The sequence below is a fragment of the Acidimicrobiales bacterium genome, from assembly GCA_036399815.1.
Lineage (GTDB): Bacteria > Actinomycetota > Acidimicrobiia > Acidimicrobiales > DASWMK01 > DASWMK01.
This window is the reverse complement of record DASWMK010000137.1, coordinates 20,560-34,634: the sequence shown is the minus strand read 5'-3', so window position 1 is coordinate 34,634 and position 14,075 is coordinate 20,560. Positions and strand designations below refer to the sequence as shown.

Genomic DNA, 14,075 nt, shown 5'->3' with positions numbered 1-14,075 from the left:
GCCCTGCTGGCCGACGACGACCCCGAGCCCCACCGGTGGCCCGACGTGCCGCGGGCGGCGTGGGACCCGGCCGCCCGCCTGGCGGCCATGGACGACGACGGGGTCGACGCCTCGGTGCTGTACCCGACGGTCGCCGGGCTGGCCGGCGAGGCGCTCGGCCGCCTCGCCGACCCCGAGCTGGAGCAGGCGTGCGTGCGGGCCTGGAACGACTGGCTGGTCGAGGAGTGGGCGGCGGCCAGCGACCGCTTCGTCCCCCAGTGCCTGCTCCCGCTGTGGCCGCCCGAGGCGGCCGTGGCCGAGCTGGAGCGGGCCGTGGGCCTCGGCCACCGGGGGGTCGTCTACCCCGCGCTGCCGTCGTCGCTCCGCGACGTGCCCGACGTGGGCGACCCCGGCTACGGCCGCCTCTGGGACGCCGTCGCCGCCGCCGGCGTGCCGGTCGCCTTCCACGCCGGCGGCGCCCCCCAGCTCCAGGCCCCGCCGTGGGCCGGCTTCCCGCCCGAGGTGGCCGACGCCTTCGAGTCGGTCACCCGGCCGTTCAGCTCCGCCCTCGTGATGGCCAACTACCTGCTGTCCCAGCTCCTCGTGCCCCACCCCGACCTGATGGTCGTGTTCGCCGAGGACTCCGTCGGGTGGGGGGCGTTCACCCTCGAGACCATGGACTACCTCGTCCAGGTCGACCGGCTGAACGTCGACACCTACCCGCTGCTGCCGTCCGAGGTGTTCGCCCGCCAGTGCCACCTCGTCGGCTCGTACGAGCCGGTGCGGCCCGACCGCGACGGCAAGGTGCGGCCCGAGCGGGTGCTGTGGGCCACCAACTTCCCCCTGGGCACGTCGACGTGGCCGGCGAGCGGCGAGGCGGTGGCCGCCGCCCTCGCCCCGCTGCCCGCCGACGAGCGCCACCTCGTCCTGTCCGCCAACGCCGAGCGCCTCTACGGAGCCTGACCGATGCTGCTGATCGACAACGAGGTCGTCGAGCGGGTCCTCTCGATCGAGGACTGCATCGAGAGCCAGGAGAAGGCCTTCAGGGGCCTGCTCACCGGCGACGCGATCAACCGCCCGCGCTTCGACCTGTACGTGCCGAACGACGACCCGGGCGAGTACTACCGCCCGGGGAACATGGAGGGCGCGATCGCGTCCGAGGGCGTGTACGCCATCCGCCTGAAGTCCGACGTCATCTCGTGGCCGCGCGACGAGCACGGCCGGTGGTACGAGACGAAGTACTGCGTCCGCCCCGGCCTCTACTGCGGCCTCGTGCTGCTGTTCAGCACGAAGGACGGCGAGCCGCTGGCCATCCTCAACGACGGCGTGATCCAGCACCTGCGGGTGGGCGGCGGGGCCGGCATCGGCGCCCGGCTGCTGTCCCGGGAGGGGTCGTCGACGGTCGGCATGCTCGGCAGCGGCGGGATGGCCCGCGTCTACCTCGACGCCTTCCGGGCCGTGCGGCCGGTCACCCTGGCCAAGGTGTGGAGCCCGACGCCGGGGCACAAGGAGGCCTTCGCCAAGGAGATGGAGGACCGGCTCGGCTTCGAGGTGCGACCGGTCGACTCGCCCGAGGAGGCCGTCGCCGGGGTGGACATCGTCGCCACGTGCACGTCGTCCATGGCGCCCACCCTGCGGGCCGAGTGGCTGGAGCCGGGCCAGCACCTCACCAACGTGGGCCCGGCGGAGATCTCCCGCGAGGTGTTCGAGCGCTGCGAGGTCCGCATCAAGCAGGGCGTGTCCGGCTGGCCGAAGGGCATCGCCGACCTCGACCGGGTCGTGCTCGGCCGGGGCCACAGCCCGGTCGCCATCGCCGCCGGCTCGGACGAGGAGCTGGCCCGGCTGCCGTCGGGCAAGGAGCACGAGATGGGCTACGACATGCGCCTCCCGACCTTCGCCGACCACCTGCGGGGCGAGGTCTCGGGGCGCACGAGCGACGAGCAGGTGACGTTCTGGCACAACATCGGGAACCACGGCCTCCAGTTCGCGGCCGTCGGCGCGGTGGCGTACCGGCGGGCCAGGGAGGCCGGGCTCGGGCGGGAGCTGCCGACCGAGTGGTTCCTCCAGGACGTGAAGAACTGACCGCGACGCACGAGGGAGATCGATGAGCAGCTTCGAGGACGACCTCCGGCGCAGCTTCATGCTCGCCGGCTACGAGACGAGCCCGTACGAGCAGTGGGTCGCCGAGCAGGGCATCCCCGTGGTGCGCGGGTTCTCGGTGCCCGACCTCCGCACCGTCGAGCTGGCCCACTGGGACTGGCTCGGCGGGCCGGCGTCCTTCGTCGACCTCTACGGGTCGGGCCGCACCAACGACGCCTACGTGGCCGAGATCCCCCCGGGCGGCGAGCTCAACGCGAGGCGCCACCTGTTCGAGCTGTTCGTGTTCGTGCTGAGCGGGCAGGGGGCAACGGCCGTCTGGCTCGACGACGGCCCCCGCCACCAGTTCGAGTGGAAGGCCGGCAGCCTGTTCGCCGTCCCGCTCAACGCCTGGTACCAGCACTTCAACACGTCGGGCGACGTGCCCGCCCGCTTCTACGCGGTGACGACGGCGCCGCTGATGCTCGACCTGTTCCACAACCGGGAGTTCCTCTTCGACAACCCGTTCCGGTTCACCGACCGGTTCCGGCCCGACGACGAGGCCTACTTCTCCGGCGAGGGGCGCCAGCACCCAGGCCGGATCTGGGAGACGAACTTCGTCCCCGACGTCGGCGGCTTCGCCCTCCAGGACTGGAGCGAGCGGGGCGCCGGCGGCCGCAACGCCTTCTTCGAGCTGGCCGACTCGACCATGTGCGCGAGCGTCTCGGAGTTCCCGGTCGGCACCTACAAGAAGGCCCACCGCCACGGGCCGGGCGCCCACATCGTGGTGCTGTCGGGCAAGGGCTACACCCTGATGTGGCGGGAGGGCCGGCCCCTCGAGCGGGTGGACTGGAAGGAGGGCTCGGTGTTCGTGCCCCCGGACATGTGGTTCCACCAGCACTTCAACGTCGGCGCCGAGCCGGCCCGGTACATGCCGATCCGCTGGGGCAGCTCGAAGTACCACATGTTCAACTACCTCGGGATCACCAAGGACGTGAAGGAGGGCGGCGACCAGATCGAGTACGAGGACGAGGACCCGTCCATCCGGGCGACGTTCGAGGCCGAGCTGGCGAAGAACGGCGTGGAGTGCCGGATGCCGGCCCGCACCGGCTGACGCCATGGCCGGCGGGGACGGGCACCACCACCATCACCATCACGACCATCACGATCACGACCATCACCACGGCCCGGAGGTGACCGAGCGGGGCGACCCGCTGTGGCGGGCCGACACCCTCGAGCTCACCACCGTCGGGCTCGACGTCGGCTCGTCCACGTCGCACCTGATGGTCTCCCGGGTCGTGCTCCAGCGGGCGGGGACGGCGCTGTCGAGCCGGTTCGTGGTCGTCGACCGGGCCGTGCTCCACCGCTCCGACGTGGTGCTCACCCCGTACCGGGACGACGGGCTGATCGACGTCGACGGCATCGAGGCGCTCGTCGGCAAGGCGTACGCGGACGCCGGGATCGGGCCGGCCGACGTGGACACCGGCGCCGTGATCCTCACCGGCGAGGCGCTGCGGCGGGCGAACGCCGAGGCGCTGGCCCGCCGGTTCGCCGCCGAGTCGGGCCGGTTCGTGTGCGCCACCGCCGGCCACCACCTGGAGGCGATCCTCGCCGCCCACGGGTCGGGCGCCGTGGCCCGGTCCCGCCGCGACCGCCGCACCCACCTCCACGTCGACGTCGGCGGGGGCACCACCAAGCTGGCGCTCGTCCGGGACGGGGCCGTGCTGGCGACCGCGGCCGTCGCCGTGGGCGGCCGGCTGATCGCCCTGGACGGCGACCGCCGGGTCGTGCGGCTGGAGGACGCCGGGCGGGCGGCCGCCGCGGCCACCGGGGTGGCCGTCGAGGTCGGCGACCGGCTCGGGGAGGGCGAGGAGGACGCCATCGCCGCGACCATGGCCACCGTGCTCGTGGCCGCCGTCCAGGGCCGCCCGCTGCCGGCGCCGGGGCCGGCCGTCGCCCTCACCGAGCCCCTGCCCACGTCGCCCCGCCCCGAGGTGGTGACCGTGTCCGGCGGCGTGGCCGAGTACCTGTTCGGCCGGGAGCGGCGCCACTTCGGCGACCTCGCCCCCCGCCTCGCCGCCCACCTGCGCCGGGCCGTCGACGCCGGCCTGGCCGGCCTGCCGGTGGAGGACGCCGGCGAGGGGATCAGGGCGACGGTGGTGGGCGCGTCCCAGTTCACCGCGCAGGTGAGCGGGTCGACCATCGAGCTCGGCGGCGAGGCGGTGCTGCCCCTCCGCAACGTCCCGGTCGTGCGCCCGGCGGTGGCCGACGGGGAGGTCGTCGACGCCGGTGCCGTCCGCCGGGCCGTCGACCGCCTCGCCGTGGAGGACCGGCTTCCGCCCGTCGTGGCCGTCGCCGTCCCCTTCACCGGCCCGCCCAGCCACCGTCGGCTGCTGGCGCTGGCGCGGGCCGTGCTCGACGGGACGGCCGCCCTCCCCGGCGGCTCGCCCCTCGTCATCCTCCTCGACGGCGACGTCGGCATGGCCGTCGGCCGCATCCTCCGGACGGAGCTGGGCTGCCCCCGCCCGGTCGTGTGCCTCGACGGGCTGGCCCTCGGCGACCTCGACTACGTCGACGTCGGCGAGGTGCTCCGCCCGGCCGGGGTCGTGCCCGTCGTCGTCAAGTCCCTCCTCTTCGCCGGAGCCCGGTGATGGCGAGGGACCAGCAGGACCATCGCGACCGGCGGGCCGGGGCCGACGAGCGCGACCTGCGGCTGTTCGTCGCCTACCGCTTCCTGTCCCGGTTCTACTTCCACCTGCCCGTCCTGCTCGTCTACCTGCTGACCGGCGGCCTCTCGATCCTCGCCGTCGAGCTGCTGCTGGCCGCCTACGGGCTGGTGATCGTGGTGGCCTCGCCGTGGAGCCGCCGGCTGGTCGAGCGGTGGTCGCTGCGGACCGTCGTCGGCGCCGGCGAGGCCCTGAAGGTCGTGGGCGTCGGCCTGCTGGCGATCAGCCCCGACCTCGGGACGGCGCTCCCCGGCCAGCTGATCGGCGCGCTCGGCTACAGCCTGGCCGCCGGCACCGACTCGGCCCTCCTCGGCGCGCTGGCCGGCGGCGACCGCGACCTCTACGGCCGCTACGAGCGGACCAGCGCGACCGGCATCTTCGTCGGCGCGCTGATCGGCGGCGTGATCGGCGCCCTGCTGTTCACGGTCGACGAGCACCTGCCGTTCGTCGCGTCGGTGGTCGTGTCGGCCGCCGCCTTCGCCGCCGTGCTGCGCATGCGGGAGGTCGAGGCGGCCGCCCCGGCCGGCGGTCGGGGCCCGGCCGGCCCGCCACCGGCCCTGCCCGGCGCCGACCGCTTCTGGCTCCACTACTACGCCGTCACCCGGGCCTTCGCGCTGGCCCCCTACGTCGGCTTCCTGCCCTACCTGTTCTTCGTGGTGCTGGAGGTCGAGGTCGGCTGGTTCGGCGTGATCCTCGGCATCTACGGGCTGACGTCCATGGTCGTCGCCCGCAACAGCGGCCGCCTGGCCGACCGCTTCGGGCCCCGGCGCCTCGGCTGGCTGTCGATGGCGATGTGCGCCACCGCCCTCGCCGTGATCGGCGCGGTGCCGACGCTGTGGGGCGCGCTGCTCGGCGTGTTCGGCCTCGGGCTCGGCGGCGGCGTCGTCCGCCCGGTCACGATGACCAACCTGGACCGGGCCATCGGCGGGTGGACGGGCGCCCAGCGCACCGCGCTGCTGTCGGGCCAGGAGCGGCTGTACGGCGCCTGGAACACGGCCATCCTCGTCGTCGGCGGCCTGCTGCTCGAGGCCGAGGTGGGCGTGCGCCCGCTGATCGGCGGGCTGGCCGCCGCGTACGTCGCCGTGCTCGGGGCGATGGCGTTCACCAGCACGAGGAGGGCAGCAGCGTGAGCGGGTCGGGACGGGTGTTCCTGCGGGGCATCACCTCCGAGGCGTACGGCCTCGACGAGCACCGCCGCCGCCAGCTCGCCGCGCCGAGGGTGCGGGACGACTCGGTGGTGGTCGACGACGGCAGGGTCGCCCACTCGGGCGACTCGGCCCGGTCGAGGACGTGGTGGCGGATCGGGCCGGGCGACGAGCCGTTCCTCACCCAGTCCCTCCAGGTCCATTTCGTGCACCTCCCGCCCCGGTCCTCGAACCACGGGCACGGGCACCAGAACGAGGCCGCCTTCTACATCCTGGAGGGGCGGGGCTACGAGGTCCACGACGGCGAGCGCCACGACTGGTCGCAGGGCGACCTCGTCCTCGTCCACACGGACTCGGTGCACCGCCACTTCAACCCCTACGACGAGCCGGCGACGTGCCTCGTCATGAAGGCGAAGTGCGCGTGGATGTACCTCGGCCTCGTGCAGCAGGGCCGGTCGGCGCCCTTCGAGCGGCCCGGCTTCGGCCCGAGGGTCGACTGGTCGCAGCTGTGGACCGAGGGGGTCGGGCAGCGGAGGAAGGTGGTGACGGCGGCCGACACCGAGTGGACGGACACGCCGCTCGGCCGGGTGCGGGTGCTGTCGTCGCCCGAGCGGACCGACGTGCGCACGTTCAGCGTCGACGTGTTCGAGATGGAGGTGCCGGCCGGCGGGCGCACGGCCCGGCGCTGGCACATGGCCGACGAGGTCCTCTACGTGCTGTCCGGGACCGGGCACAGCCTGCACTGGGAGGTGGCCGCCGAGCTCGACGACCGCTACCACGCCCGCATCGCCGAGGAGCCCACGCGCCACGACCTCCGGCCCGGCGACACGCTCTACGTGCCCACCAACACGGTCGCCCAGCACGTCGCCGACGGCGACGAGCCGCTGCGCCTCGTTTCCGGCCAGAACCGGCTGTTCAAGCTGCTCGGCTACGACCGGGTCGTCTACCTGGAGGACGCCTCGTGAGCGAGGCCAGGCTGGGGAAGCTGGACGGGCCGGCGGTCGACGCCGACGAGGTGCGGGCCGGCCGGGGCCACGAGGACCTGCGGGACTGGCTCCGCATGGTCGACGCCCTCGGCGAGCTGCGGGTGCTGGAGGGAGTCGGCTGGGAGGAGGACATCGGCCGGGTCACCGAGATGCTGCACCACACCGACGGCGCCCCGGCCGTGCTGTTCGACCGCATCCCCGGCTACCCCGACGGGTTCCGGGTGCTGGTCAACGCCCAGGGCGAGCGCAGCCGCCTGGCGGTCACGTTGGGGCTGCCGACCACCATCGGGCCGTGGGAGCTGATCGACCGGTGGCAGCGGCTGATGGACGGCACGGAGCCGGTGGCGCCCGAGATGGTGCCGTCCGGGCCGGTCACCGAGAACGTCATGGAGGGCGACGACGTCGACCTGCTCGCCTTCCCGACCCCGCTGTGGCACCCCGAGGACGGGGGCCGCTACCTCGGCACCGGCGACTGCGTGATCACCAAGGGGCCCGAGGGCGACTGGGTGAACATGGGCACCTACCGGGTGCAGGTCCACGACCGGCGCACGACCGGGCTCTACATCTCCCCCGGCAAGCACGGCCGCCTGCACCGGGACGCCTGGTTCGAGCGGGGCGAGCCCATGCCGGCCGTCGTGCTCTGCGGCGAGGACCCGCTGCTGTTCCTCACGTCGTGCCTGGAGATGGCGCCCGGCCTCTCCGAGATGGAGTGGGCCGGCGGCGTGCGGGGCCGGGCCGTCCCGTGCGTCGAGGGCCGCCACACCGGGCTGCCGATCCCGGCCCATGCCGAGATCGCGGTCGAGGGGTTCCTCCGGCCCGACCGGATGGCCGTCGAGGGCCCCTTCGGCGAGTGGACCGGCTACTACGCGTCCGGCGGCCGCGAGGAGCCGGTGTTCGAGGTGGCCGCCGTCTACTTCCGCGACGACCCGATCATCCTCGGCGTGCCGCCCGAGAAGCCGCCCTACGAGGCCCACCGCTTCCGCCAGTACCTGCGCAGCGCCAACCTGCTGCGGGAGATCCGCCTGGCCGGCGTGCCCGACGTGACGGCCGCCTGGTGCCACGGGGTCGGCGGGTGCCGGCTGTTCAACGTGGTCGCCGTCCACCAGCGCTACCCGGGCCACGCCACCCAGGCCGGCCAGGTGGCGACGTCCTGCCGCACCGGCGCCTACCTCGGCCGGATCACGGTCGTGGTCGACGACGACGTGGACGTGGCCGACGTGAACGAGGTCATCTGGGCCATCTGCACGCGGGCCGACCCGGAGCGGGACTACCACGTGCTGCGGCGGACGTGGAGCGGGCCGCTCGACCCGGCCATCGACCCGGACCACAAGGGGTTGAACTCCCGGGTCATCATCGACGCCACCCGGCCGTGGGAGTGGCGGGACCAGTTCCCGCCGGCCATCGGCCCCGAGCCGGCCGAGAAGCAGCGGACGAGGGACCGGTGGTCGTGGGTCCTCTAGGCGGGTCGCCGAGCGGCCGGCCCCGGCTGGTCGTCGGCATGTCGGGGTCGAGCGCCCCCCAGCTCGGCGTCACCCTGCTGACGGCGCTGAAGGAGCTGGGCACCGTCGAGGTCCACCTGGTGCTGTCGGCCGGGGCCCGCCAGACGATCCGCCACGAGATGGACGGCGACCCGGCGTCGGTGGAGGCCCTGGCCGACGTGGTCCACGACCCGTCCGACCTGGCCGCCCCGATCTCGTCGGGCTCGTTCCTCACGGCCGGCATGGTCGTCATGCCGTGCTCGATGCACACGCTGGCCTCGGTGGCCCACGGCATCGGCGACAACCTGCTGACCAGGGCGGCCGACGTGCACCTGAAGGAGCGGCGCAAGCTCGTGCTGGTCGTGCGGGAGACGCCGCTGTCGCTCGTGCACCTGCGCAACATGGAGCAGGCGACCCTGGCCGGCGCCGTCGTCCTGCCGCCCGTGCCGGCCTTCTACCACCGCCCGCAGACGATCGACGACCTGCTCCGCCACACCGCCGGCAAGGTCCTCGACCAGTTCGGCATCGCCCACGACCTGTTCCGCCGCTGGTCGGGGTGAACGAGGTCCTCCTGCTGCTCACGTCGGGCGAGGACGGCGTGCCCCACGTCTGCCTGCTGTCGCCCCGCGAGGTCGAGCGCGAGGCGACCGAGGTCCGCCTGGTGACGAGGAGCAGGAGGACGCGCCAGCACCTCGCGGAGCGGGGCACGGCCCTGCTGGTCCTCGTCGAGCACGGCGCCGTGCGCAAGCTGACGTTGCGGGTGGCCCGTGCCCTGGACGGCGCCTACGCGCTGTCCATCGAGGGAGAGGAGACCGACGCCCTCCCCGGCGTGGTCGTCCACCCCATGACCTACGAGGTCGAGGCCGACGACCCCGAGGCGCAGTTCGCCGCCGAGACCGCCGCGCTCCTCGCCCGCCTCCGCCCCGGCACGGCGGCCGGCATGGCCCACCTCGACCGCTCCCGCGCCGCGTCGACCCCCGAGGAGCGGGAGGCCCATCTCCGAGCCGCCCGCGAGGTGTTCGTCCGCATCGGCCGCGAGGACCTGCTCCACCTCGTCGACGTCTTCGGCGGCGACTAGCCGAGCTACTGCGCCGGCAGCAGTGACGCGCCGTTCTCGGCGAACGTCAGGGTGACGGGCTCGCCCGGGGGGATCGAGACGGCCGGGTTGCAGCGGCACTTGACGTCGACGCCGGACACGTCGACGACGTGGTCGACGGCCTCGCCGAGGAAGGCCCGGGCCGTCACCGTGCCGTTCCACGAACCGGGGCGGGGCGACGGGGTGTGGCCCTTCTCCAGCGCCACCCGCTCGGGCCGGACGGCGACCGTCACCGTGGCGCCGACGGCGTGGTCGGCCTCGGAGCCGACGTACAGCTCGCCGGCCGCCGTCGCCACCAGGTAGGCCTGCCCCGGCTCCCTGGCCCGCACGGTGCCGTCGAGGAAGTTGGCCGTGCCGATGAAGCCGGCGACGAAGCGGGTCGCCGGGCGCTCGTAGATCTCCCGCGGCCGGCCGACCTGCTCGATCCTGCCCGCCCGCACGACGGCCACCCGGTTCGACATGGCCAGGGCCTCGACCTGGTCGTGGGTGACGTACAGGGCGGTGATCCCGGTGCGGCGCTGGAGGCTCTTCAGCTCGAAGCGCATCTCCTCCCGCAGCTTGGCGTCCAGGTTGGACAGCGGCTCGTCGAGCAGCAGCACCGGCGGCCGCATCACGAGCGCCCGGGCCAGCGCCAGCCGCTGCTGCTGGCCGCCCGACAGGTCGGTCGCCGGCCGGCCGGCGAGGTCGGACAGCTGCACGGTGGCCAACGCCTCCTCGACCCGCCGCCGCACCTCGGCCCGCCCGACCCGGGCCGACCGCTTCCCCACCCGCAGCGGGAAGGCCACGTTGGCGAACACGTCCATGTGCGGCCAGATGGCGTAGGACTGGAACACCATCCCGAGCCCCCGCTCGTCGGCCCGCACGTTGACCCGCCGGTCGCCGTCGAACAGGGTCCGGCCGGCGACCGTGATCGTCCCCGAGTCGGGCCGCTCCAGCCCGGCCACGCACCGCAGGGTCGTCGTCTTCCCGCACCCCGACGGCCCGAGCAGGGTGAACATCGACCCGGGCTCGACCTCGAAGGACACCCCGTCGACGGCCATCACCGGCCGGCCCCGCCCGGCGTAGGCCTTGCGCAGGTCGCGCACCACGACCGCCGCGTCCGCCGCGTCCGCCGCCCCCGCCGCTCGCACCGTCACGCCTCCCGCAGCCCCACGGACGCGCCCAGCCGCCGCGCCACCATGACGAGCACCAGCAGGCCGGCCACCATCACGACGCCGAGGGCGGCCAGCTCGGTGAACTGGCCGTTCTCCCACTGCTCCCAGATGAGGACCGACAGCACCTCGTTGCCCGGCGAGTAGAGCAGGATCGAGCTCGACAGCTCCCGCACGGACACGAGCACGATGTAGATCCAGCCGGCGACGAGGCCGGGCATGACGAGGGGCAGGTCGATCCGCCGGAACGTCTGCCACCACGTCGCCCCGCACACCTGGGCCGACTCCTCGAGCTCGCCGGCCACCTGGTACATCGACCCGGTCGAGTACCGCATCCCGTAGGGCAGGTACCGGGTGCAGTAGGCGATGAACAGGATCCAGAGCGTGCCGAACACCGGCACCGGCGACCGCAGGTACACGAACAGCAGGGCGACGCCCATCACCAGGCCGGGCACGACGAGGGGCAGGGTGGCCAGGTTGTCGACGACCCACCGCCCCCGCGCCTTCGTGCGGACCACGAGCCACGCCGCCATCGCCGTGAAGAACACGACGCCGGTGGCCGAGCCGACGCCGAGCAGGAACGAGTTGCGCAGGGCCCGCATGGCCTGCGGGTGGTCGAACACGTAGCGGTAGTTGTCGAGGCTGGCGTCGCCGAGCGTCGACCACGACGGCGACGAGTAGTACCGCTGGGTCGACACGTACAGCAGGACCAGCACCGGCGCGGCGACGACGAGCAGGAACCACACGGTCAGCAGCCCGAACGCCGGCCACCGCCACCGGCCGAGCGGGATGGGCCGGGGCCGGAACCCCCGCCCGGTCACCGTCTGCCAGGCCCGCCCCCGCCGGGACAGCCGGCCGTGGGCGAACACCCCGGCCGAGGTGATGACGAGGAGCGAGACGGCGAAGGCGCCGGCCGAGGCGTAGTCGGGCGGGAAGCCCCGCAGCGACCGCCAGATCTGGGAGGTGAACACCCAGATGCCGCCGGGGATGCCGAGCAGGGCCGGCACCTCGAAGGCCTCGAGCGCCCTGATCGCCATGATCAGCACGGCGCCGTAGAGCGCGGGGCGGACGAGCGGGAGGGTGACGCGGCGCACGACCGTCGGCAGCCGGGCGCCGCTCATCACCGCCGACTCCTCGAGCGCCGGGTCCATCGACCGGAAGGCGGCCACCATCAGCAGGAAGACCAGCGGCGACAGGTGGACGCCCTCGACGAGGATCATCCCGCCCATCGAGAAGACGTCGAAGCGGGGCGCCCCCGGTAGGACGGCGAGCGCGTCGTTGTAGATGCCGATGTTCGGGCTGAGCAGGAAGATCCAGGCGATCGTGTGGAGGATCCCGGGGATGACGAGCGGCACCAGCGACGCCGCGAACATCAGGCCCTTGCCCGGCAGGTCGGTGCGGACGACGAGGTAGGCGAGGACGGTGCCGAGGGGGACGGCGAGCAGGGTCGACCCGCCGGCGAACACCAGCGAGCTGACCACCATCGGGCGCAGCCCGGCCCGGGAGTAGGCGTCGGTGACGGCGTCGAGGGTCAGCCGGCCGTCGTCCACGAACGTGTTCCAGAGCAGGAACCCGAGCGGGACGAGCGCGAGGTAGGCGACCACCGCCACCACCGCGCCCAGCACGACGGTCTGCGGGCGGAGGACGGCCCGCAGCAGGCGGGTGCGGGCGCCGGCCCGGCCGGCCGCCGGCTCCAGCGCGACCGTCGCCACCGGGCTAGCCGCCGTCCCCCTCGGCCACCACCTCGGCGTAGAGCTCCTCCCACTTGTCACGCTGCTGGTTGAGCTCGTCGACGTCGGCCGAGAGCAGCTCGTAGCCCTCGGGGATGCCGCCCTCCTGGACGGTGGTGTTCGCCGGGGTCCGCTCGAACTCGACGAGCAGCTCCTGGGCGTCGCTCATCATGAACTCGCAGAACAGCAGCGCGGTCGCCGGCGCGTCGGTGTCGCGGTAGATGCCGACGCCGTTGGGCCGGATGACGATCGGCTCCACGGCCGGCTCGAAGGTGATCGGCGCGCCCTCGCCGGCCAGCCGCTGCACCCGGTGGTGGTAGGCGGAGGCGGCGACGTCGTACTCCCCCGCCGCCAGCAGCTCGGTCATCAGCGTGTGGCCGTCGACGATCCTCGCCCCGTCCGCCGCCTGGCGGAACACGTCGACCGCCTCCTCCTCGCTCATCCCCTGCTGGTCCATGAAGTAGCCCTGGACCAGGGTGGCGAACCAGTCGAAGTCGCCGAGCTCCATGGCGAGCGACCCGTCGTAGCCGGTGAGCACGTCCTCCCAGCTGGTGGGGGCGGCGCCCTCGTCCACCCGGTCGGTGTTCCAGGCGGCGACGAACAGGTTGAGGTAGACGCCCGCCCAGGTCTCGAACACCGCCTCGGGGACGATGTCCTCGGTGAGCGGGCTCTCGAACGGCTGGAGCAGGCCCTCGTCGTCGAGCGCGGCCATCTCCGGCCCGTTGAGCAGGATGGCGTCGGCGCCGGCGAACCCGGCGTCGGCCTCCTGGATCACCCGCTGGAGGACGGTCGACGACGACGCCCGGTAGAGGTCGACGTCGATGTCGTAGGCGTCGGAGAACGCCTCGATCACCGGGGCCGACTCGTCGACGTTCAGCGACGTGTAGTAGCTGAGGTCGGCGTCCTCGGCCTCGGCCAGCTCGATCAGGCGCTGGGTGCGGGCCTCGCCCTCCAGCCCCTCGAGCTCGTCGTACACGGCCTGCACCGACGGGGTGGCCGGGGCCTCCTGGCCCGCCTCGTCCCCGCCGGCGGCGTCCGTGCCGCCGTCGTCGTCGTCGCCGCCGCACGCCGCCGCCACCAGGGCTAGAGCGACGGCGAGGGCCAGGAACCTCCTCGAGCGTCGGAACCGGCGCACGCGGACCCCCTTCCGCAGTTCCCCTCGGTGGGCAGCATGCCACAGAGCGAGCGTTAGGCGGGGTCGGGCTCGTCGTCCTTCAACGTGTCGAGGATGATGTGGGAGTGGACCCGGTCGATGCCGGGCACCTCGGCCAGCTGGCGCATGAGCAGCTCCCGGTAGCCGTCCACGTCCCTGGCCACGACCTTGACGAAGAAGTCGGGCCCGCCCGTCACCTGGTGGATCTCGACCACCTCGGGCAGCTTGGCCAGGGCGTCGACGAAGGCCCTCACCGTCTCCATCCCGTGGTGCTCGAGGGTGACGGCGAGGAACACCGGGAAGCCGTAGCCGAGGGCCTCGACGTCGAGGCCGACCCGGTAGCCGGTGATCACCCCCTCCCGCTCGAGGCGCCGGAGCCGGTCGGCCACGGCCGGCGGGGTCATGCCGACCTCCCGGGCCAGGGCGGCGTTGGTCTGGCGGGCGTCCTGGCGGAGCAGGACGAGCAGGCGGCGGTCGACGTCGTCGAGCGGCCGGCGGCGGCTCCCGTTGTCGCTCACGGGCGCGATCGTGCCACACTTGACGAAGCGAAGCCGG

General features: G+C 73.7%; 13 protein-coding genes. 9 read left to right on the top strand and 4 right to left on the bottom strand.

Annotated features, from left to right (window positions below):
* The 9 genes from VGB14_09645 to VGB14_09605 form a co-directional block, all read left to right on the top strand.
* Positions 1 to 942: amidohydrolase family protein (locus VGB14_09645; GenBank protein ID HEX9993176.1), on the top strand; the 942-nt coding region annotated here is incomplete at its 5' end.
* A 3-nt stretch (positions 943 to 945) separates the two neighbouring features.
* Complete coding sequence (locus tag VGB14_09640; protein HEX9993175.1) at positions 946 to 2,061, top strand: hypothetical protein; 1,116 nt, start codon at positions 946 to 948, stop codon at positions 2,059 to 2,061.
* Positions 2,062 to 2,083: 22 nt separating this feature from the next.
* On the top strand, positions 2,084 to 3,169 hold the full coding sequence (locus VGB14_09635) for a cupin domain-containing protein (protein ID HEX9993174.1): 1,086 nt from the start codon (positions 2,084 to 2,086) through the stop codon (positions 3,167 to 3,169).
* Between the two features lie 79 nt (positions 3,170 to 3,248).
* Complete coding sequence (locus tag VGB14_09630; protein HEX9993173.1) at positions 3,249 to 4,706, top strand: ethanolamine ammonia-lyase reactivating factor EutA; 1,458 nt, start codon at positions 3,249 to 3,251, stop codon at positions 4,704 to 4,706.
* Positions 4,706 to 5,911 carry an MFS transporter gene (locus tag VGB14_09625; GenBank protein HEX9993172.1) on the top strand — a complete coding sequence of 402 codons (1,206 nt, stop codon included), beginning with the start codon at positions 4,706 to 4,708 and terminating at the stop codon, positions 5,909 to 5,911. The genes VGB14_09630 and VGB14_09625 overlap by 1 nt, the downstream gene beginning before the upstream one ends.
* Positions 5,908 to 6,891, top strand: a complete 984-nt coding sequence (locus tag VGB14_09620; GenBank protein HEX9993171.1) for a cupin domain-containing protein — start codon at positions 5,908 to 5,910, stop codon at positions 6,889 to 6,891. Before VGB14_09625 ends, VGB14_09620 begins: the two co-directional genes overlap by 4 nt.
* Complete coding sequence (locus VGB14_09615; protein HEX9993170.1) at positions 6,888 to 8,372, top strand: UbiD family decarboxylase; 1,485 nt, start codon at positions 6,888 to 6,890, stop codon at positions 8,370 to 8,372. Before VGB14_09620 ends, VGB14_09615 begins: the two co-directional genes overlap by 4 nt.
* A complete protein-coding gene (locus VGB14_09610; GenBank protein HEX9993169.1) occupies positions 8,354 to 8,950 on the top strand; it encodes a UbiX family flavin prenyltransferase in 597 nt (198 codons plus the stop codon). Before VGB14_09615 ends, VGB14_09610 begins: the two co-directional genes overlap by 19 nt.
* Positions 8,947 to 9,468 carry a hypothetical protein gene (locus VGB14_09605; GenBank protein ID HEX9993168.1) on the top strand — a complete coding sequence of 174 codons (522 nt, stop codon included), beginning with the start codon at positions 8,947 to 8,949 and terminating at the stop codon, positions 9,466 to 9,468. Before VGB14_09610 ends, VGB14_09605 begins: the two co-directional genes overlap by 4 nt.
* Positions 9,469 to 9,473: 5 nt before the next feature.
* Here VGB14_09605 and VGB14_09600 read toward each other — a convergent pair whose 3' ends face one another.
* Genes VGB14_09600 through VGB14_09585 form a run of 4 tightly spaced genes read right to left on the bottom strand, consistent with a single transcriptional unit; the run spans position 9,474 to position 14,038 of the window.
* The gene (locus VGB14_09600; protein HEX9993167.1) at positions 9,474 to 10,616 is read right to left on the bottom strand and encodes an ABC transporter ATP-binding protein; all 1,143 of its coding nucleotides are present in this window, start codon (positions 10,614 to 10,616) and stop codon (positions 9,474 to 9,476) included.
* Positions 10,617 to 10,618: 2 nt separating this feature from the next.
* On the bottom strand, positions 10,619 to 12,349 hold the full coding sequence (locus VGB14_09595; GenBank protein ID HEX9993166.1) for an iron ABC transporter permease: 1,731 nt from the start codon (positions 12,347 to 12,349) through the stop codon (positions 10,619 to 10,621).
* A gap of 4 nt (positions 12,350 to 12,353) precedes the next feature.
* Complete coding sequence (locus tag VGB14_09590) at positions 12,354 to 13,502, bottom strand: extracellular solute-binding protein (GenBank protein ID HEX9993165.1); 1,149 nt, start codon at positions 13,500 to 13,502, stop codon at positions 12,354 to 12,356.
* Positions 13,503 to 13,555: 53 nt separating this feature from the next.
* Complete coding sequence (locus tag VGB14_09585) at positions 13,556 to 14,038, bottom strand: Lrp/AsnC family transcriptional regulator (protein ID HEX9993164.1); 483 nt, start codon at positions 14,036 to 14,038, stop codon at positions 13,556 to 13,558.
* Positions 14,039 to 14,075: the final 37 nt, after the last annotated feature.

Bases quoted from the DNA above. Each gene is read 5' to 3' on its own strand.
- VGB14_09640 (HEX9993175.1), top strand. From the start codon at position 946: ATGCTGCTGATCGACAACGAGGTCGTCGAGCGGGTCCTCTCGATCGAG.
- VGB14_09635 (HEX9993174.1), top strand. From the start codon at position 2,084: ATGAGCAGCTTCGAGGACGACCTCCGGCGCAGCTTCATGCTCGCCGGC.
- VGB14_09625 (HEX9993172.1), top strand. From the start codon at position 4,706: ATGGCGAGGGACCAGCAGGACCATCGCGACCGGCGGGCCGGGGCCGAC.